Source organism: Pantoea sp. S-LA4, assembly GCF_054482835.1.
The window spans coordinates 1,811,443-1,829,784 of sequence record NZ_JBTLRC010000002.1 but is presented as its reverse complement, the minus strand read 5'-3'; the positions used below and the strand labels follow the sequence as shown (position 1 = coordinate 1,829,784).

Genomic DNA, 18,342 nt, shown 5'->3' with positions numbered 1-18,342 from the left:
GCCTGACCGAAGGGCAGAGGTATCCTCGCCGAAGGCCAGGCCAGGGCAAAAGAATGATCGGTGATAATTAATAGCGTTACGGTATAACGACAGGAAAATCAGGTCTGAAGGGGATGGGGCGAGAAGAAGAAAGAGAAGGGCGAGCCAGGCTCGCCCTCAGAAACTTATTTCAGTTCCAGTTCGTTCATTGCAGCGATGCTGAAGCCGCCGTCAACGTGAACGATTTCACCGGTGATGCCGCCTGCCAGATCAGAGCAGAGGAATGCCGCTGAGTTGCCGACATCTTCGATGGTCACGGTACGACGAATCGGGGTGACCGCTTCGCAGTGAGCCAGCATCTTACGGAAATCTTTAATGCCTGAAGCGGCCAGCGTACGGATTGGACCGGCAGAAACGGCGTTAACACGAACGCCTTCCGGACCCATTGCATTCGCCATATAGCGGACGTTGGCTTCCAGTGACGCTTTCGCCAGACCCATCACGTTGTAGTTCGGGATGGCGCGCTCAGCACCCAGGTAAGAAAGGGTCAGCAGCGCAGACTGTGGGTTCAGCATCGCGCGGCACTCTTTGGCCATCGCAACGAAGCTGTATGCACTGATGTCATGCGCGATTTTGAAGCCTTCGCGGGTTACGGCATTCACATAGTCACCATCCAGCTGGTCGCCTGGGGCGAAACCGATGGAGTGAACGAAACCGTCAAATTTCGGCCAGGTTTTTGCCAGTTCAGTGAACAGGGATTTGATGCTCTCATCTTCGGCAACGTCACACGGCAGAACGATGTCTGAGCCCAAATCTTTAGCAAACTCTTCCACACGACCTTTTAATTTGTCGTTCTGGTAGGTGAAAGCCAGTTCTGCGCCCTGTTTGTGCATCGCCTGTGCAATACCGTAGGCGATGGAAAGTTTACTGGCAACGCCAGTAATCAGAATGCGCTTACCGGAAAGAAAACCCATAGCTGTAATCCTTATGGTCATTGTAGTTGGCGGCCGCATTGTTTAAAAAGTAGGCGACCGACGTTAATCGACGTGCGGATTCTAGCACGTCTGTCTGAAATCAGGTAAATCAGCCCGCAAATTGCGGGAGAGGCAGCAATTATCAGTGTTCTCGCCGCCAGGCTTCGGCGGTCAGCGCTTCGCCAAAATGGCTGCTGATCAGCCGACGGGTCAAATCGTGCAACGGGGAGGCCAGCACATCGGCGGTTCCGCCACGCTCCACCACTTCGCCCTGATGCATCACCAGCACCTGATCGCTGATGTGCTTCATCATGCCGAGATGCTGGGTAACATAAATGTAGGCGATGCCGTGTTTCTCCTGCAGTTCCAGCATCAGATTGACCAGCTGCGAACGCATGGTCATATCCAGCGAGGCCAGCGCTTCATCCGCCACGATCACTTTCGGTTGCAGGATCAGCGCGCGCGCCAGGCCCAGACGCTGTTTCTGGCCGGGCGCCAGCATATGCGGATAGTAACCGGCGTGATCGCGCAGCAATCCCACCTGGCGCAGCGTAGCGATAATGCGTTTCTCCCGCTGTTCGGCGGTCAGCTCGGTATTGAGCCGCAGCGGAAAATCGAGGATCTGGCTGACCCGCTGACGCGGATTCAGTGAGGTTGACGGGTCCTGAAAAATCATCCTGATACGCTGGCTGCGGTAGCCGTAATCGCCAAAGCTGAGCGGATGATCGTCAATCAGGATTTCGCCCTCGGTCGGTGCGACCATCCCGCTGAGCATTTTTGCCAGCGTCGATTTGCCGGAGCCGTTTTCGCCGATAATCGCCAGCGTTTGCTTTTCGCGCAGGGTAAAGCTGACCGATTTCACCGCTTCGACATGCTGCCGACGAAACAACCCGGTGCGATAGCGAAAGGTTTTGCTCAGGTTGCGCACTTCCAGCAGGGTTTCCATGTTACTGGCTCTCCATGTTCAGCGGGAAATGACAGGCGTAAAGATGCGATTTACTGCCCGCCAGGCGCGGCGTTTCAACGCATTTTCGCTGCGCATAGGGGCAGCGCGGTCCCAGCCGGCAGCCTATCGGCAGGCTCTCCAGCGATGGAATAGCCCCCGACAGCGTATTCAGCCGGCTTTTATGCGGCAGAGCGCGACCAAAGTCAGGCATGGCGCGAATCAGCGCCTGGGTGTAAGGATGGTGCGGCGTGGTCATCAGATCGTCGCTCTGGGCGGTTTCCACCGTCTGACCACAATACATCACGTTTATCCGATCGGCCCATTGACTCATGGTGCGCAGATCATGACTGATCAGCAAAATCGTGGTGTTGTTATTCTGGTTGAGGCGACTCAGCAGGCGGAAAATCTGTGCCTGGGTAGTCGGCTCCATGGCGTTGGTCGGCTCATCGGCGATCAGCAGGCGCGGCTGGTTCGCCAGCGCGATGGCGATCATCACTTTCTGACACTCACCTTCAGTCAGCTCGTAAGGAAAGCTGCGCATGATATCTTTGTGATCCTTGATGCCGACGCGATGCAGCAGTTCGATGGCACGGGTTTTGCGCCAGAACCAGAAGCGCTTCAGCCACGGACCTTTATAGGTCCAGCGCGGAATCGCCTGCATCAGCTGGCGGCCAATGCTTTCGGAGGGATCGAGACAGGATTGCGGCTCCTGAAAAATCATGGAAACGTTATGGCCGACAATACGACGGCGATCGCGGGGTGACAGCCGCAGCAGATCCACATCATCAAACACCATGCGATCGGCGGTGACGCGCCAGTTATCTTTGGTCACGCCGCATATCGCTTTGGCAACCAGGCTCTTGCCCGATCCTGACTCACCCACCAGTCCGCGAATTTCACCTTCGCTCAGGGTCAGGTTGACGCGATCGACCGCCTTGACCGGCCCGTCGGCAGTCATAAATTCAATGGTGAGATTTCGAATATCGAGTAACGGCATTTATTCCACTCCCGCTTCGACGGCGCGACGAATGCCGTCACCGAGCAGGTTAACAATTAATACGCTGACCATTAGCGCCACGCCAGGCAGCATGACAGTCCAGGGCGCGACATAGATCAGTTCAAGCGAATCCCCCAGCATGGCACCCCATTCGGGTGAAGGCAGCTGTGCGCCCAGATCAAGAAAGCCCAGTGCCGCAATATCCAGAATCGCCATCGACAGGGCGCGGGTAATCTCACTGATCAATAATGGCAGAATGTTAGGCAGGATGGCGTAGCGCAGAATATTACGACTGCTGGCGCCATCGAGGCGGGCTGCTACCACATACTCTTTTTCCAGTTCATCATGAACCGCGCTATAAATCTCCCGCACCAGACGAGGCATCAGGGCCAGCCAGACCGCCAGCATGGCGTGCTCCAGGCGGGGACCGAGAAAGGCCACCACAATAATCGCCAGCAGCAGCGAAGGAATCGACAGCAGCGTATCCAGTACGTGATTCATCACGGCAGACCGCACGCCGTGCGTCATGCCCGCCAGTATGCCTAACACCAGCGCCCAGAAGGTTGCAAACAGAGTGACCAGCATGGCCGACCCGACCGTGGGGCCGGCGCCGCTCAGCAGGCGGCTCAACAGATCGCGGCCTAAATCGTCAGTGCCGAGGAAAAACGACACATCGCCATAGCGTGACCAGGAAGGCGGCAACAGCTGATAACCCAGGAACTGTTGATCAATACCGTAGGGCGCGATCAGTGCGCCAGTTAAACAGAGCAGCAGCAACGCGCCAAAGCCATACAGGCCCACCATCGCCGCGGTATCGCGATAAAAATGGTGCCAGCTCTGACGAAACGCGCTGGGCAGGCGTTTTTCGGCATAGATATTATCGGAGGGCATAGATTATCGCCTGATAATGATGAGACAAGGTTGGAACTGAATTGAAATTTTGATTCATAACAAGGGTTTGCTCTGTTTTGTGCTCAAACGTAGTGTAGCGTGCTTTAGCCCGAATAACTTCTTTTACCGCATGCTTAGGGTTCACAAACGGCCCGGTGAAGGATAACCCGCATGACAACAAGCCTCTCATCAGCAGAAACGGCCACTTCCTGTGGCAGTCAGGCATTATTAATGCGCGGGGCTACTCTCCGGTTGTTCAGGCTGGACAGCATCAGCGACCTACGCTCACTGTGACGATTATCCGTCTAACTCCCATTCGCTGGCAAGGGAACCGCGACACCCATCAGGCCAGAACAGCCGATCAATACTTCAGGCCGGGCATTGTGGGCTGGCAGATGGCGGGGTATCGGGTAGGGCAGAAGCAAATTTTGCTGCACAAAATCAGTCACAGCAGGCTGAGCGACTTATATTCAGGCGGTAGCGGCGTAAATGAAAAAATAGCCATGAAATAATCCGGGGAAATACCCATCAGCTTAAAGCTACTCAGTTTAACCGACGGATCGTCAGCTTAATTTTATCCGCTCACGGCTGTTCAGTGTCGGCACTCGTAATTGACCAGGTGGAGGGTTTATTTTTATCGGGATTTATCTTAGTTTTCGACAGGGCAGCATTCAGGCTATTTTATCTGATATTTCCCTGTGTTAACGGGATAAAAGTAAATATTAAAAATGCCGGGAAATAACAATCATTGTAATGAAATGTGGAGTGAAAGTTAATGTTTTTGTTAAGTTACCCAGCTATAGCATTTTAAGTTTAAGATGGTTCCGAGTATGGATATTTTGCTATTGTGCCCGTTCTGCTAATACAGATAATGAAGCTCCTTTTAGGAAAACAAGGAAAGTAAAAAGATGAGAGAATTATCTATTAATGAATGTCAGTCAATTTCCGGTGCAGGCCTGGCTGAAGGTTTAATGAGCGCAACACTGCTTGGCGTTGCGGGTACCTGGGGCGGCTTAATGCTGGGCACGCGTGTTGGCAGCAACGGCGGCGGCATCTTAGGCATTGGTTCTCTCGGTGCGCTGGTTGGCGGTATTGTCGGCGGTATCGCCGGTGGCGTTGGTGCAGCACTCACTGGTCTGATTACCGGCTGGGACAGCACCGCTGGTGCAGTACAACTGCTGGCTGATTTTGAAGCGAGCCTGTTAAACGGCACCTTCGGCATGATCCCAGACGCAGTATAATCAGCGTCATAAAATTTAAAATCACGCCCTCATGATATTAATTTATATTCCTGCCACGCACGGCAGGAATATTTTTTTTGGTAAATCAATCGCCGCATTGAAGACGTTATTTTTTCATCCCGTGCCGGCTTATTAATATCTGTTTCCCCATGCTGTTAACTTCTGAATTATTGTCCAGATAAAAACCGTCTAAACCTCTGCGCTTTCAATTTAGCAAGGTGGCTATTTTAGCGCCATTAATGTCGATCAGAGTAAAAAGATTACATTGCCCGATTCTGCTTTATTTCTGCGAAAAGCGGCTAACCATGCTGACTCATCATGATGCGTGAATTGAAAAATCCATCAGACACTCAGGAAAGGATCTATTCTGGCTGCAGGCAATCAGATAATCCCAATAACCGACGGCCAGAGAGAGAAAGCTGTTGTTTAAGAAATATCGCATCCGACCTGAACAGCCGAATGCGAATGGGGTTCTAAAATAGTATCCGACAGGCAGCGCAGAACCGCGCTATCGCAGGGCGTACCATTCTTTGTGTTTCAGCGGGTTCATGGCGGCGCCAATCACGTCGGAGATGACGTTAACCAGTATCACCAGCCCACCAATCACCATCACGCCAGCGGAGATCGCCGCGTAATCCTGCTGACGAATCGCATTAATTAACCAGCGGCCCAGGCCCGGCCAGTTGAAAACCATCTCAGTGATCATGGCCAGCGTCAGCATGGTCGAAAATTGCAGGCCAAGACGCGGAATGACCGGCGGTAAGGCGTTGTGCAGCACATGGCGGCGGATCACCGTCAGGCGCGACAGGCCTCGGGTCGCAGCGGCTTTGACATAGTTTTTGTCCATCACTTCGCTGGTGCTGTTACGCAGCAGGCGGATCACTTCGGTAGTCGGGGCCATTGCCAGTACCGTCACCGGCAAAATCAGATGGGTCAGGGCGCTGATAATCATTTCATGGCGCCAGGGTGAGCGGCTGAGCCAGGCATCAATCAGCGCAAAGCCGGACACATTCTGCACCGGATAGAGCAGATCGTGCCGGCCTGATACCGGCAGCCAGCCAAGCGTCAGAGAGAAGAAGAGGGTGAACAGCAGCGCCAGCCAGAAAATAGGCGCTGAAAAGCCGATCAGCGCCAGCGCACTGATGGTTTTATCCGGCCATTTGTTGCGCATCACGCCTGCGCAGATGCCGAGCGGAATGCCGATCAGCAGAGCAAACAGAAAGGCCAGAATGCAAAGCTCCATGGTAGCCGGAAAGACTTCCCGCAGCTGCAGACCAATCTCCTGGCCATTGGTGCTGGAAACGCCAAAGTCAAACTGCAGCATGCCTTTGAACCAGAACCACCAGGCGTCAAACAGCGCAGCGCCTTCCAGCGGTGCATTCGGGGTAAAATAGCTCAGGCTAAAGCTGACCAGCGACAGCAAAAACAGCGTAATCAGCAGCAGCAGCAGGCGGCGCAGAATATAGATGATCACTTACTTTTCCTCACCTTCTTCACGATAAACCCCGGCAAACGAGGCGTTGCCAAACGGACTCAGCACCAGGCCTTTAATGTCATGGCGAAACGCCTGCAGTCGCAGCGACGACGCCAGCGGCAGAACCGGCAGCTCCTGCGCCAGAATCTGCTGCGCTTTGTCATAACTGTCGATGCGTCCCGACAGCTGCTGTGTTAACAGTGCATTCTGCAGAGTTTCATCAAATGCGGGCGAGCACCAGTGCGCATAGTTGGTCTGGGAGCGAATCGCCGCGCAGCTGAGCAGCGGACGGAAGAAACTGTCCGGATCGTTGCTGTCGGTTGCCCAGCCTGAAAGGGTGAGATCGTGATTCATCGACATCAGTTGGGCTTCCTGGAAACGGCCCTCAACCGGCACGATGGTCAGCCGGACGCCGACCTGCGCCAGATCGGCCTGCAATAACTCCGCGGTTTTAAGCGGGCTGGGATTCCATGATTGCGAGGATGACGGCACCACCAGTCGAAGATGCAGGTCAGTCAGGCCCAGCGCTTCCAGCTCCTGACGGGACTTCTGCGGATCGTATTCCGTGATACGGGCGTCACTGTCATAGGCCCATGAGGCACGCGGTAAAATAGAGGCTGCCGTCTCGGCGGTACCGTAGTAAATCGACTCCATCAGCCGTTCATTATTGATCGCCAGTGCCAGCGCGTGGCGCACTTCAGGGCGGTCCAGCGGTGGCTTGCGGGTGTTAAAGGCCAGATAGGCAATATTCATACCGGGCCGCAGCGTCATACGCAGGCGCGGATCGTCGCGTAAAATGCTGAGCTGACTGGCCGCCGGATAGGCCAGCACGTCACATTCACCGGTCAGCAGCTTAGATAAACGACCGGTACCACCGGCGCCCAGATCGATCACCGCCTGCTGCAGACGCGGCACGCCTTTCCAGTAGTGCGGATTACGCGCCAGACGAATGTATTGTCCGGTGCGGTATTCGCTGAGTTGATAAGGACCGGTGCCTACCGGCTGGCGGTCCATCTCTTCCTGACGACCTTGCGCCGTCAGCTGGTCAGCATACTCTTTTGACAGCACCGGTGCGTAGTGGGTCGCCATATGCCAGAGGAAGGAGGCATCAGGACTGTTCAGCCGGAACTCTACCGTATTGTTATCCAGTTTCTTCACGCTCTGCACTGAATCAGCAAACTGCAGGCTATCGAAGTAGGGGTAGTTACCGCCGTTGACGTTGTGCCACGGATGATGACGATCGAACATGCGGGCAAAACTGAATACCACATCGTCGGCGTTCATCGGCCGGGTCGGTTTAAACTGGTTGGTCTGCTGGAACTGAACGCCGCTGCGCAGATGAAAACGATAGGTCGCACCATTGTCCCGGACTTCCCAACTGGCCGCCAGATCGGGCTTCAGACGATAAGTGTAGGGATCAACATCCAGCAGGCGATCGTAAAGCTGGGCCGCCAGGGTATCGACGGTTAATCCGCTGCTGACCATTTGAGGATTGAAGGTATTAAGCGTGCCGCTGACGCAATAGACAAAGCCGCTCTGGCGGATATCGCCGGCGGGGGCCGACCATGCAGGCGCACTCAACACGCCGAGGCTAAACAACAGCGAACATATTAGTTTTGACATAGAACTCAACGATTTTGAGGCATTGAACAGAGTGTATCGCAAAGCCGGCAATGTCCCAAAATCTCAAAGGGTGCGCAGGCGGGTTTTCATTAATACAGCGGCAGAAAAAACGCACAGAGAGTGTGGTAATGAGAAATATTCTCAATTAGCGCTTTACAGATGATAATAGGAATGATTATTATTCCCTTGCACTTCGACGGTGGCTCTACCGGAGAAGAGCACGACATTGCTCACATTGCTTCCAGTATTGTTGCCCGCCTTCTGGCGGGCTTTTTTTTGTCATCCGCTTTTTTTTGCGCAGAGTGCGGCATCACACCGCAGCGGCTCCCCTTTCATCCGGAAAGAAGGGGACAGGTCAATGCGATATCGATCGGAAAGGGCTGAGGTCAGTGGGCATCTGCACCGGGTAAAAGGCTTACCGATGTCAGGGGAAAATAGCGGGTAAATGGCACGACAAAGGAGCGTGGATCTGAAGTAAGCAGAGCAGGCCTCTGTGGGTACCTTGATAACGGGATCTTTTGCCAGCGCTGGCGCGCGCTTCACCAACCAAAGAAGGGTTGGGCCGGGCGTTGATGACAAGCCGGCATCATGTGATCCTGTCAGGCGCAGAACCCTGGGTTAATCGACGGGAAGAGGAGAAGGCGGAGAATCAGCAAGCGATTCATGCGAGCGTAATTATTCTGTGAGCGCAAATTTAGCGGCTAATTTATGCAGGGCAACGACAGACATGAAATCCTGACTGCTTTCGAAAAACGCACTCCAGTTTTTTGACAGAAAAAAGGCCAGTGCTTCTTTTTCTTCTTCGGTCAGTTCCATCCTGAATACCCTTTTTTCTCTGTCGCTCTTTAGTTGATTTTGCTAAATCAACGCTCTGTTAGCGTTAATCACGCATCACAGAACAGACGGCGCATAAATTATCGGAATTAACATTTTCTCATCTGATGGCAAAAAAAAAGCGCCCTGATTGCAGGGCGACACCGAATGCCGATGAAAGCCTTTAATTGGTGTTAGCTTACACATTTAATTGATGAGGTCGTACTCACGGAAAACATTATTAACGCCTCAGCGACAACCGCAGTTAAACAGCGAGGTTTTGAACCGGCTATTTTTTGATGCCGATCAATTCTGCCAGCCTTTGGAATCTCATTGTCGATATTAACGTCAGTTATCCGGTGCTGAAAAAGGGTCGTCGCCTCTGTCTCTGGATAAACGGATAATGCGAACTCTTCTGCTGACCAGCCTGAGCCATAGCCATCAGAAGTGGCAGGCATTACGGCAGCAGATGATCTTTAAGATAGAGACGCCAGTGTTCGATCTGCGTTCCGTCAGGTAAAAGACAGTATTCGGTTTTACCGAAAAGGCTTTTTTCAGCCTTCAGTTCTCCGCCTTTCTGATGACAATAGTGTTCTGCTGAATTTTCACGCTGTGATGCGCCAGAACTGCAGGCTGAAACAATAAATAAAGCAATAAAAAGGGATATCGGTTTCATCATTCTTCTCTTAAAACAGAGGACGTTCATCACTGATGTTATTCAGGCGTGGTACTCAGGGCTTTGCAAAAAAAGCCTGAGCAGGTGTGTAATGCGGAAGCCGATAAGCTGTGGCCGATTAACAATTCTGCCATCGCAAACGGCTGCAAGTTATTGCCTGAAACCGGCTTACTCTGGTGGTTAATTAATAACGGGCTGGCGGCGGGACCACAACGGGCTATGTTAATCCTTGCCGGGGAAACAAACCCTCAACGCTGTGTTGAGTTAGCAATGAAAATAACCTGAGCCAGCGAATGTGCCGCAGCGGCTGTAGCGCATTCCGATCGGGAAGCGCTACAGCCGCCTGACCGATCGGAATACGGGCTTCCAGCGATGCAGCAATTAACCTGGTATTCACCACATCGTTTTGCCGGTTGCAGAAAAGAGCGCCACGGTGCCACAAACTTTGATCTCGACTTCTCTGAAGTGAGTCTCCAGAATTTGGTGTAACGCGTCCGCCGAATCCTGCCTGTTTGAAAATATTCCTTTTTTGTTATAAAGGTTCATCAACGCGGTGCCGAACTGATTGTGGCTGACGCCGGAGCCCAGAATTGTCGCGCCATAGAGTGTACCGTCAGCTTTCAACGCCTTCGCGGCATTGGCTATCACCGCCGCTTTCGACGTCATATTTCCGGGTAAGCAGTGAAGCAGATAGAACATTGAGACCGAGTCATAAGCGTTATGCATCGGATCAGGAAGCGGCAACAATATATCGTGCTGTAAACACTGGGTTTCGAATTGAGACGCAATGCGCGCACGAGCAGCATTCAGGCTGTTAAGATTGAGATCGACAAGGGTGATACTGCGCGGTTTTACCCGACTCCTGGCGAGGTAATAGCCGGTGCCGACGCCGATATCCATATGCTTTTCGCCGGAAAAGCGTTGAAAGTGTTTAAGCAGCACCGACTCCGTATCGCACCGCCAGGCATAGCTGTTTGAGATATTAAGCACCCACCAGTCGTAGGCTTTTAATGAGAGCGGTGTATAAACCTGCGAACCTTTTTGGCTTTCACTCTTCATTTTATCAACGTCCTTTTATCACTTTATCTTCCGGGAATGGGCTCAGGGGGTTATGAGTGAAGAGCGCTCTGATCGCATCCTGAATACAGAGCACTCTTCAGCAGGGTGAGGATTATTTTCAGGCAGCGATCACCGGCTGCTGTCTGAACTCTCAGCTCTCTGTGTGACGCTGCTGCATCTCGCGCTGATATTTATGATAATCCACGCCACACTCTGCTGAGCAGAATGCGGTGCTGGCGACCACAGGCTGGTCCTCGCACCAGATACAGAGCCCGTCGGGGCTGGTCAATGACGGCTGGCGGTTAACCAGAGCCGCCGTAATAATTGCCTGTTCAAGTTGTTGCGCTAAATCCGCGTCATCCATAACTCTTCTCTCATGGTCTGTTAAAGGAAACGTGTCGTACCACTTCGCATCCGCAGGCTGAGATCATAACCCAGCCGTTAGGCCTGCTGTTAGTGTGGATTTATACAGAATAAACCGGTCATTCTGTCTGATAAGTAAACAAGCATTAAGTGAAAGAAAGAGCGCCTTTCGGTTTCACTGTGATTAAGGAATAAAGGTGCAGAGCGGCCTGGCGGTGATTAACGGCCAGGCCGATGATGACCGACAGGCTTTATGGCGAAGAGGAGTGACGCTGGACGATGGCTGACGGAAAACAGGGCGTGCTGCTTACCGTCTTAACCTCATAATTTATCGTTGGAAATGCCGTGTTTTTTCATCATGGCGCGCAATTGATGGTAGGTGACGCCTAACAGACCGGCGGCGCGGCGCTGGTTATATCGCGCCTGTTGCAGGCTGGTTTCTACCAGATCGCGCTCCTGCTGATTCTGCCACTGACGCAGATCCAGCGGCAGCGAAGGCAGTTCGCCATCGTGATCCGGGCGGCTTACCGGCAGGGCATCAACCGGTTCAGGACGTGAAGCGAACGGATTAATAATCACATTATCCAGCGGCTGCTCGCTGCTGTTATGGCGATACACCGAACGCTCAACCACATTCTTCAGTTCACGCACGTTGCCGGGCCAGTGATAACTCAGCAGCGTCTGCTGTGCCTGAGGCGTAAATCCGGGGAACAGCAACAGGCCGAGTTCGCGGCACATCTGAATAGCAAAATGTTCAGCCATCACCAGGATATCGCTGCGCCGCTCACGCAGCGGCGGCAGTTGCACGACGTCAAAGGCCAGACGATCCAGCAGGTCGGCGCGGAATTTTCCGGCCGCCGCCAGCGCGGGCAGGTCTTCATTAGTGGCGCAAACCAGGCGCACATTCACCTGCAAAGAGTGGTTACCCCCGACGCGCTCCAGCTGACCATATTCGATCACCCGCAGCAGTTTTTCCTGTACCAGCATCGGTGCCGTCGCCAGCTCATCCAGAAACAACGTCCCGCCGTCCGCCCGTTCAAAACGGCCCAGATGGCGCTTCTGAGCACCGGTAAACGCGCCAGCCTCATGACCGAACAGTTCAGAGTCGAGCAGGTTTTCATTCAGCGCCGCGCAGTTAAGCGAGATAAACGGTCCCTGCCAGCGATCGGAAAGATAGTGTAAACGACTGGCGATCAGCTCTTTGCCGGTACCGCGCTCACCAATCACCAGCACCGGTTTTTCCAGTGGTGCCAGCTTCGACACCTGTTCCAGGACCTCAAGAAAATTATTGGACTCACCGAGAAGGTTATCGTTAGTTCCTGCCATGATGAATTTCGCCACCCCTTAATCATTTTGACTATATTAGAACAAGCTTAAAGGGCTGTAAAATTTAAAAATTGCTATAAATCAAATAATTATAAAATTGGCACGCATCTTGTATTAGCTATGTAGCGCAACACGCCATGACACATTAAAAGAGGAACATCATTATGGGTATTTTTTCTCGTTTCGCCGACATCGTTAATGCCAACATCAATTCGCTGCTGGAGCGTGCGGAAGATCCGCAGAAACTGGTCCGCCTGATGATTCAGGAAATGGAAGACACCTTAGTCGAAGTCCGCTCAACCTCAGCGCGTGCGCTGGCTGAAAAGAAACAGCTGTCACGCCGGATTGAACAGGCGGAGATCCAGCAGGCGGAATGGCAGGAAAAAGCTGAGCTGGCACTGCGTAAAGATAAAGATGATTTAGCCCGTTCAGCGCTGATCGAAAAACAGAAACTCACTGACCTGATCGCCACACTGAAACAGGAAGTCAGCCAGGTTGAAGAGACGCTGGAGCGGATGAAAGGTGAAATCAGCGAGCTGGAGAAGAAACTGAGCGAAACGCGGGCGCGTCAGCAGGCGTTAACGCTGCGTCATCAGGCGGCATCCTCTTCTCGTGACGTTCGTCGTCAGCTGGACAGCGGTAAAATTGATGAAGCGATGGCGCGGTTTGAGTCGTTTGAACGTCGCATCGATCACATGGAAGCCGAAGCGGAAAGCCACGGTTTCGGTAAACCGAAAACCCTGGATCAGCAGTTTACTGACCTGAAAGCGGATGATGAAATCAGCCAGCAGCTGAACGCGCTGAAAGCCAAAATGAACCGCACTGAATAATTATCGACGTTGCGATGAGTGATTAAGGAGAGTCAATGAGCGCACTTTTTCTCGCCATACCGCTAACGATCTTCGTGTTGTTCGTGGCACCGATCTGGTTATGGCTGCATTACAGCAACAAACGCAACGGCGGTTCGGAACTGTCGCAAAGCGAAATCCAGCGCCTGCAGCGCGTTGCTCAGGACGCGCAGCGGATGCGCGAACGCATCGATGCGCTGGAGGCGATTCTGGACGCAGAGCATCCTAACTGGAGGCAACCATGATGAAAGGCCGCAAGTTATGGCGTAAGCCTGACGAAGGTAAACTGATGGGCGTCTGTGCGGGCCTGGCGGAGTATCTCGACATTCCGGTGCGCTTACTGCGCGTTATCATGGTGCTATCTCTGTTTTTCGGCCTGTTTATGTTTACCGTGGTCGCTTATTTCGTGCTGGGCTTTGTGCTGGATGTTAAACCGGCCAATGCCGCTGATAACCCACGTCAGCCCAGCGCCAGCGAACTGCTCGACCAGTTAGAAAGCGCACTGCAGCGCGACGAACGCAGCGTGCGCGATGTGGAACGCTACGTGACGTCTGAAACCTTCAGCGTGCGTAGCCGCTTCCGCCAGCTTTGATTCTTCTTACTCCGGGCCTGTCGCAGGCCCTTTCGCTGACCCTCTGGAGGTGTCGATGACTTTTTCGCGATCCACTGCTTTTCGCCACCGCGCGGCACCCGCGTTGAAGTCGGCGGCTAAATTCATCATTATCAATGCTGTCACCTACGGGCCTGCGGGTGTGACGGGCTGGGCAGTGAAATCGGTCGCCCGTCGACCGTTACGCCTGTTACTGGCGCTGGCGCTTGAGCCACTACTGAAACGCGTCATGAACCGCGCGGCGTCGCGCTTCATCAGGGAGAAAGATGAAAAGACTGCAAACTGAATTTATCGCATTAATGAACCGCGGCGTGGACCGTCATCTGCGCCTGGCGGTCACCGGCCTGAGCCGAAGTGGCAAAACGGCCTTTATCACCTCGCTGGTTAATCAGCTTCTGACGGTCCACAGCGGCGCACGTTTGCCGCTGTTTTCCGTGGTGCGGGATGAGCGCCTGCTCGGGGTAAAGCGGGTACCCCAGCGCGATATGGGCACGGCGCGCTTTACCTACGATGAAGGACTGGCGCAGCTCTATAGCACGCCGCCCGCCTGGCCAACCCCTACGCGCGGCGTCAGCGAAATGCGACTGGCACTGCGCTACCGGCCTAATGATTCGCTGCTGCGCCATCTGAAAGAAACCGCCACGCTCTATCTTGAAATCGTGGACTATCCTGGTGAATGGCTGCTCGACCTGCCGATGCTGGCCCAGGATTATCTCGCCTGGTCGCGGCAGATGAACGGTCTGCTGACTGGCGATCGTGCTGAATGGGCGAAGCCGTGGCGCACGCTCTGCCAGCAACTCGATCCGTTCGCCCCCGCGGATGAAAACCGGCTGGCGGAGATCGCCGCCGCCTGGACCGATTATCTGCACCGCTGTAAAACAGAAGGATTGCACTTCATCCAGCCGGGCCGCTTTGTCCTGCCCGGCGATATGGCTGGCGCACCGGCGCTGCAATTTTTCCCCTGGCCGGCCATCGACGAATCACAGCTCAGCAAACTGGCCCAGGCGGACAAGGGCAGTAACTTCAGCATGCTGCAGCAGCGCTTTAACTACTACTGTCAGCACGTAGTGAAAGGCTTCTATAAAAATCATTTCCTGCGTTTTGATCGCCAGATTGTGCTGGTCGATTGCCTGCAACCGCTCAACAGCGGGCCGCAGGCCTTCAATGATATGCGGCTGGCGCTGACGCAGCTGATGCAGAGTTTTCATTATGGTCAGCGCACCCTGTTCCGGCGGCTGTTTTCGCCGGTGATCGATAAATTGCTGTTTGCCGCCACCAAAGCGGACCATATCACCAGCGATCAGCACGGCAATATGGTGTCACTGTTGCAGCAGCTGGTGCAGGATGCGTGGCAGAACGCCGCGTTTGAAGGCATCAGTATGGACTGCATCGGGCTGGCCTCGGTGCAGGCGACGCAGAGCGGGCTGGTGGATCACCGGGGTGAGAAGATCCCGGCGCTGCGCGGTAATCGGCTGAGCGATGGTGAACCGCTGACTGTCTATCCGGGCGACGTCCCGCCGCGGCTGCCGGGCAATGCCTTCTGGCAGCAGCAGGGTTTCCGGTTTGAACAATTCCGCCCACAGCAGCTGGATGTTGACCGGCCGCTGCCGCATATCCGCATGGATGCTGCGCTGGAATTTTTGTTAGGAGATAAATTGCGATGAGCGATCCGCTGAAGCCCCGTATTGATTTTGCCCGCCCGCTGGATGAGGCGACAGAGGTGCCGTTGCGGCCTGCGCAGACCTTTGATCCGCAGGCGCAGGCGGCATTTCTGGCGGTGCAGGATGACGAGGCCGCCGTTGAAGAAGAGGGCGCCGGTGAACGTGCAGTAGAAGCGGCGCTGAAACCGAAGCGCAGTTTGTGGCGCAAACTGGTGATGACCGGCGTGGCCCTGTTCGGTGTCAGCGTCGTCGCGCAGGGCGTGCAGTGGACCCATGACGCCTGGCTGGCGCGCGACTGGTTTTCGCTGGGCAGCGGCGTGGCGGGCGGGCTGATCGTGCTGGCGGGCGTCGGCGCGCTGACCGGTGAATGGCGTCGTCTCTACCAGCTCCGTCAGCGGGCGGAAGAGCGCGATATCGGCCGCGAATTGCTGCACAGCCACGGTATCGGCAAAGGCCGGGCTTTTTGTGAGAAGCTGGCGCAGCAGGCGGAGCTGGATCAGGCGCATCCGGCATTACAGCGCTGGCAGGCCTCGCTGCATGAAACCCATAACGACAGCGAAGTAGTACGGTTATATGCCCAGCTGGTGCAGCCGGTGCTGGATCGACAGGCGCGACGTGAAATCAGCCGCCACGCGGCAGAAGCGACGCTGATGATCGCCGTTAGTCCGCTGGCGCTGGTTGATATGGCCTTTATCGCCTGGCGTAACCTGCGGCTGGTCAATCGTATCGCCGCGATTTACGGCATTGAGCTGGGTTACTTCAGTCGCATCCGCCTGTTCCGGCTGGTGCTGCTGAATATGGCGTTTGCCGGTGCGTCGGAACTGGTGCGTGAAGTGGGTATGGACTGGATGTCGCAGGATATCGCTGCCCGACTCTCGACGCGGGCCGCGCAGGGCATTGGTGCCGGTCTGCTGACTGCACGACTGGGCATTAAGGCGATGGAACTCTGTCGTCCGCTGCCGTGGCTGGAGCAGGATAAGCCGCGGCTGGGCGATTTCCGTCGCGAGCTGCTGAGTCAGATGAAAGAGGCGTTGCAGAAGGGCGGGAACAAGCCCGCGTAGCTGGTGTGGTGACGGAATAACACAAGGCGGCCTGCTAATGCTCGTCAGTTAAGCAGCAGGTGATAACGCAGTCTGGTGCCGCGCCGGGGCTGGCGGTCCTCGCGCCGCTGCGCGGTACCTTCACGTCATTCGCCTGCCTGACGGACCGCCGGGGATGGCACATCCTGTACCGCCCCGCCTTTCGCCCGCGTCCTGCGGGCTCTGCTGGCTAATGTTCAGCGCTGCGGATTGCCTGCCCCGGAGCGGCACGCGCGCCCAAAAAAAGCGGCCACGTCTGACCGTGACAGCCTTTGCAAATTTAACCTTAACTGACCAACATCAGGCCTGGCGCCTTGTTTTTTGCCTCAGTGTGGCTGTAGCAGCACTTCTTGTGCGTCGATCACCCGGCAGTTGCCCGGACAGGCTGATTCATCAGTGATGACCGGATTAGCCGGCAGGGTAAATGCCATCCCGTTTTGCAGCCTGACAAAATGCGCCATGCCCGCAAAGGTCCATGACATGCTGAGCCCCAGCCCGCCGAAATCATCATACTTCCGCAACGTGGCCACTTTCGGCAGATATTCCCCGGTCAGACGATAGTAGAGCGCGCCGTCAAAATCTTTTGGTACCTGAGTGGTGATAGCCTGATTAAGCAGAGCAAACTCTTTACCTGCCGGTCTGGAATAGCCATTAATCAGATGGCTCATTGCCAGTGACGCGGCAATCACCACTAATACGGCATAAAAGCGCTTTTTCCATTTTAACCGACGGCTGATTTCAAACAGACCGACAATAAACAGGCTGGCAGCGATCAGCGCCCCCGCAATCAGAGTGCGGTAAGCGGCCATGCTCTCACTGACGATCAGGTTTGGCAGCGCGGCGATGAGCAGCAAAATAAAGACCAGGTAAAACTTATCGTTGCCGGCCGCTTTGATTTTCTTCAATCCGAAACCAATGACGATTAACGAGACGATAACGGAAACGGTTTTCGCCCCCAGATCAAAATGACAGATAACGTTCTTCAGGTACTCGGTAATGAACCATTTTAGCTTGACCAGAATATCGTAGCTGAATGCAGAACGCGGTAGCGTATGTCCATACAACTGCACGGGCAGCACCTTCGAAGCAATCAACGCGGCAAACATGCCTGCACCCAACACCAGCAGGGAAATCAGGGCGCGTTTTTTATCGATTCTGCGATCCGAGAGAGATAAATCCAGTAAGGCAAAAAAGGTGAAGGTCATGGCGGCAGGTTGATAAATACAGAAGGCAACCGTCAGCAGGCAAATCGCCAGCAGCCGTCCTGCCACGCCCGGTTTCACCGACAAAGTGTAGCTCGCACCCGCCAGCAGAATAGCGGCGATATAGGGAAAGCAGGAGGCCCAGGCGACGTAAACCTGGAAAGAGGGCAGCAGGCAAAGCAACAGCGAAAAGGTGATGCGTTGCGCCTGACTCTCAAACAGGTGATATTGCTGGCACAGCCGGTAGAAATAATAGCCGGTAAAAATAAGCAGAATAATGGCAACGGCGCGCAGCAGCGCCAGTTTTTCAACGCTATCCACAATAAAAGAGGCGGCATACTGGATAATGCCGTACACCGGCCGCCCTGATAACGTATCCCAGTTTAAAATACTGCGCGGGTCAAAATTAGCCCAGTAGAGGTTAGTCCAGTCATCGGTATAGGCATAGTGGCTTAAATAAGCCGGGCTGTACGCAAAAAGGAAAACAAGCACAAATAACGCAACTATTTTGCCGCGGCTTAATCCCTGTTGGCTGTTTATCATTTTCTATCCTTTTTATCATCAGACTGCAGGTGGTTGC

Annotated in this window: 20 protein-coding genes and 1 pseudogene; 9 read left to right on the top strand and 12 right to left on the bottom strand. The window is 54.3% G+C overall.

Annotated features, from left to right (window positions below):
• Nucleotides 1–164 precede the first annotated feature (164 nt).
• From fabI to sapC, 4 genes are all read right to left on the bottom strand, one after another.
• Nucleotides 165–953 (bottom strand): enoyl-ACP reductase FabI, encoded by a 789-nt coding sequence (gene fabI / locus ACX3P5_RS09440; protein WP_094119473.1) that lies wholly within the window; start codon nt 951–953, stop codon nt 165–167.
• Between the two features lie 142 nt (nt 954–1,095).
• Entirely contained in the window at nt 1,096–1,899 is an 804-nt protein-coding gene (sapF, locus tag ACX3P5_RS09435; protein ID WP_233988082.1) for a putrescine export ABC transporter ATP-binding protein SapF, read from the bottom strand.
• Between the two features lies 1 nt (nt 1,900).
• On the bottom strand, nt 1,901–2,896 hold the full coding sequence (gene sapD, locus ACX3P5_RS09430; RefSeq protein WP_233988083.1) for a putrescine export ABC transporter ATP-binding protein SapD: 996 nt from the start codon (nt 2,894–2,896) through the stop codon (nt 1,901–1,903).
• Complete coding sequence (gene sapC / locus ACX3P5_RS09425) at nt 2,897–3,787, bottom strand: putrescine export ABC transporter permease SapC (RefSeq protein ID WP_233988085.1); 891 nt, start codon at nt 3,785–3,787, stop codon at nt 2,897–2,899.
• Between the two features lie 155 nt (nt 3,788–3,942).
• Between sapC and ACX3P5_RS09420 the strand changes: the two genes are divergently transcribed.
• Entirely contained in the window at nt 3,943–4,299 is a 357-nt protein-coding gene (locus ACX3P5_RS09420; RefSeq protein WP_336755296.1) for a hypothetical protein, read from the top strand.
• A 396-nt stretch (nt 4,300–4,695) separates the two neighbouring features.
• Nucleotides 4,696–5,028, top strand: a complete 333-nt coding sequence (locus tag ACX3P5_RS09415; RefSeq protein WP_262287681.1) for a colicin V synthesis protein — start codon at nt 4,696–4,698, stop codon at nt 5,026–5,028.
• A gap of 508 nt (nt 5,029–5,536) precedes the next feature.
• Here the strand turns inward: ACX3P5_RS09415 and sapB are convergent.
• Both sapB and sapA read right to left on the bottom strand, forming a co-directional pair.
• Nucleotides 5,537–6,502 (bottom strand): putrescine export ABC transporter permease SapB, encoded by a 966-nt coding sequence (gene sapB, locus ACX3P5_RS09410; protein WP_233988088.1) that lies wholly within the window; start codon nt 6,500–6,502, stop codon nt 5,537–5,539.
• Complete coding sequence (gene sapA / locus ACX3P5_RS09405) at nt 6,503–8,125, bottom strand: ABC transporter substrate-binding protein SapA (RefSeq protein WP_233988090.1); 1,623 nt, start codon at nt 8,123–8,125, stop codon at nt 6,503–6,505. It abuts the gene before it with no gap.
• A 171-nt stretch (nt 8,126–8,296) separates the two neighbouring features.
• On the opposite strand from sapA, the gene ACX3P5_RS09400 reads away from it, so the two are divergent.
• Nucleotides 8,297–8,509, top strand: a complete 213-nt coding sequence (locus ACX3P5_RS09400; RefSeq protein WP_458968620.1) for a hypothetical protein — start codon at nt 8,297–8,299, stop codon at nt 8,507–8,509.
• Between the two features lie 291 nt (nt 8,510–8,800).
• Here the strand turns inward: ACX3P5_RS09400 and ACX3P5_RS09395 are convergent, their stop codons facing one another.
• From ACX3P5_RS09395 to pspF, 5 genes and pseudogenes are all read right to left on the bottom strand, one after another.
• Nucleotides 8,801–8,941 carry a hypothetical protein gene (locus ACX3P5_RS09395; protein ID WP_233988094.1) on the bottom strand — a complete coding sequence of 47 codons (141 nt, stop codon included), beginning with the start codon at nt 8,939–8,941 and terminating at the stop codon, nt 8,801–8,803.
• Nucleotides 8,942–9,473: 532 nt separating this feature from the next.
• Nucleotides 9,474–9,614, bottom strand: a pseudogene (locus ACX3P5_RS09390) (hypothetical protein); the annotation flags it as partial.
• A gap of 393 nt (nt 9,615–10,007) precedes the next feature.
• The gene (locus ACX3P5_RS09385; RefSeq protein ID WP_233988095.1) at nt 10,008–10,673 is read right to left on the bottom strand and encodes a class I SAM-dependent methyltransferase; all 666 of its coding nucleotides are present in this window, start codon (nt 10,671–10,673) and stop codon (nt 10,008–10,010) included.
• 151 nt (nt 10,674–10,824) lie between these two features.
• Nucleotides 10,825–11,037, bottom strand: coding sequence for a hypothetical protein (locus ACX3P5_RS09380; RefSeq protein WP_233988096.1), 213 nt, complete (start codon nt 11,035–11,037; stop codon nt 10,825–10,827).
• 320 nt (nt 11,038–11,357) lie between these two features.
• Entirely contained in the window at nt 11,358–12,362 is a 1,005-nt protein-coding gene (gene pspF, locus ACX3P5_RS09375) for a phage shock protein operon transcriptional activator (protein ID WP_233988097.1), read from the bottom strand.
• A 164-nt stretch (nt 12,363–12,526) separates the two neighbouring features.
• Between pspF and pspA the strand changes: the two genes are divergently transcribed.
• The 6 genes from pspA to ACX3P5_RS09345 are packed head-to-tail and all read left to right on the top strand — an operon-like array spanning nt 12,527 to nt 16,542.
• Entirely contained in the window at nt 12,527–13,192 is a 666-nt protein-coding gene (gene pspA, locus ACX3P5_RS09370) for a phage shock protein PspA (RefSeq protein ID WP_233988098.1), read from the top strand.
• A gap of 35 nt (nt 13,193–13,227) precedes the next feature.
• Nucleotides 13,228–13,455 (top strand): envelope stress response membrane protein PspB, encoded by a 228-nt coding sequence (gene pspB, locus ACX3P5_RS09365; RefSeq protein ID WP_031377770.1) that lies wholly within the window; start codon nt 13,228–13,230, stop codon nt 13,453–13,455.
• Nucleotides 13,452–13,802 carry an envelope stress response membrane protein PspC gene (gene pspC, locus ACX3P5_RS09360; protein WP_094119483.1) on the top strand — a complete coding sequence of 117 codons (351 nt, stop codon included), beginning with the start codon at nt 13,452–13,454 and terminating at the stop codon, nt 13,800–13,802. Before pspB ends, pspC begins: the two co-directional genes overlap by 4 nt.
• Before the next feature lie 55 nt (nt 13,803–13,857).
• Complete coding sequence (gene pspD / locus ACX3P5_RS09355) at nt 13,858–14,106, top strand: phage shock protein PspD (RefSeq protein ID WP_233988099.1); 249 nt, start codon at nt 13,858–13,860, stop codon at nt 14,104–14,106.
• Nucleotides 14,087–15,484, top strand: coding sequence for a YcjX family GTP-binding protein (locus tag ACX3P5_RS09350; protein WP_293001945.1), 1,398 nt, complete (start codon nt 14,087–14,089; stop codon nt 15,482–15,484). Before pspD ends, ACX3P5_RS09350 begins: the two co-directional genes overlap by 20 nt.
• Nucleotides 15,481–16,542: a YcjF family protein gene (locus tag ACX3P5_RS09345; RefSeq protein WP_458968619.1), complete on the top strand. Its 1,062-nt coding sequence runs from the start codon at nt 15,481–15,483 to the stop codon at nt 16,540–16,542. The genes ACX3P5_RS09350 and ACX3P5_RS09345 overlap by 4 nt, the downstream gene beginning before the upstream one ends.
• Before the next feature lie 344 nt (nt 16,543–16,886).
• Here the strand turns inward: ACX3P5_RS09345 and ACX3P5_RS09340 are convergent, their stop codons facing one another.
• Complete coding sequence (locus ACX3P5_RS09340) at nt 16,887–18,305, bottom strand: hypothetical protein (RefSeq protein WP_458968618.1); 1,419 nt, start codon at nt 18,303–18,305, stop codon at nt 16,887–16,889.
• Between the last annotated feature and the right edge of the window lie 37 nt (nt 18,306–18,342).

What these genes read in the sequence shown, in the direction of transcription:
- sapC (WP_233988085.1), bottom strand. Translation starts at nt 3,787, where the DNA reads ATGCCCTCCGATAATATCTATGCCGAAAAACGCCTGCCCAGCGCGTTT.
- pspF (WP_233988097.1), bottom strand. Translation starts at nt 12,362, where the DNA reads ATGGCAGGAACTAACGATAACCTTCTCGGTGAGTCCAATAATTTTCTT.
- ACX3P5_RS09415 (WP_262287681.1), top strand. Translation starts at nt 4,696, where the DNA reads ATGAGAGAATTATCTATTAATGAATGTCAGTCAATTTCCGGTGCAGGC.
- ACX3P5_RS09340 (WP_458968618.1), bottom strand. Translation starts at nt 18,305, where the DNA reads ATGATAAACAGCCAACAGGGATTAAGCCGCGGCAAAATAGTTGCGTTA.
- ACX3P5_RS09395 (WP_233988094.1), bottom strand. Translation starts at nt 8,941, where the DNA reads ATGGAACTGACCGAAGAAGAAAAAGAAGCACTGGCCTTTTTTCTGTCA.
- sapD (WP_233988083.1), bottom strand. Translation starts at nt 2,896, where the DNA reads ATGCCGTTACTCGATATTCGAAATCTCACCATTGAATTTATGACTGCC.
- ACX3P5_RS09350 (WP_293001945.1), top strand. Translation starts at nt 14,087, where the DNA reads ATGAAAAGACTGCAAACTGAATTTATCGCATTAATGAACCGCGGCGTG.
- pspB (WP_031377770.1), top strand. Translation starts at nt 13,228, where the DNA reads ATGAGCGCACTTTTTCTCGCCATACCGCTAACGATCTTCGTGTTGTTC.
- ACX3P5_RS09385 (WP_233988095.1), bottom strand. Translation starts at nt 10,673, where the DNA reads ATGAAGAGTGAAAGCCAAAAAGGTTCGCAGGTTTATACACCGCTCTCA.
- fabI (WP_094119473.1), bottom strand. Translation starts at nt 953, where the DNA reads ATGGGTTTTCTTTCCGGTAAGCGCATTCTGATTACTGGCGTTGCCAGT.
- ACX3P5_RS09380 (WP_233988096.1), bottom strand. Translation starts at nt 11,037, where the DNA reads ATGGATGACGCGGATTTAGCGCAACAACTTGAACAGGCAATTATTACG.
- pspD (WP_233988099.1), top strand. Translation starts at nt 13,858, where the DNA reads ATGACTTTTTCGCGATCCACTGCTTTTCGCCACCGCGCGGCACCCGCG.
- pspA (WP_233988098.1), top strand. Translation starts at nt 12,527, where the DNA reads ATGGGTATTTTTTCTCGTTTCGCCGACATCGTTAATGCCAACATCAAT.
- ACX3P5_RS09345 (WP_458968619.1), top strand. Translation starts at nt 15,481, where the DNA reads ATGAGCGATCCGCTGAAGCCCCGTATTGATTTTGCCCGCCCGCTGGAT.
- ACX3P5_RS09400 (WP_458968620.1), top strand. Translation starts at nt 8,297, where the DNA reads ATGATTATTATTCCCTTGCACTTCGACGGTGGCTCTACCGGAGAAGAG.
- sapA (WP_233988090.1), bottom strand. Translation starts at nt 8,125, where the DNA reads ATGTCAAAACTAATATGTTCGCTGTTGTTTAGCCTCGGCGTGTTGAGT.
- sapF (WP_233988082.1), bottom strand. Translation starts at nt 1,899, where the DNA reads ATGGAAACCCTGCTGGAAGTGCGCAACCTGAGCAAAACCTTTCGCTAT.
- pspC (WP_094119483.1), top strand. Translation starts at nt 13,452, where the DNA reads ATGATGAAAGGCCGCAAGTTATGGCGTAAGCCTGACGAAGGTAAACTG.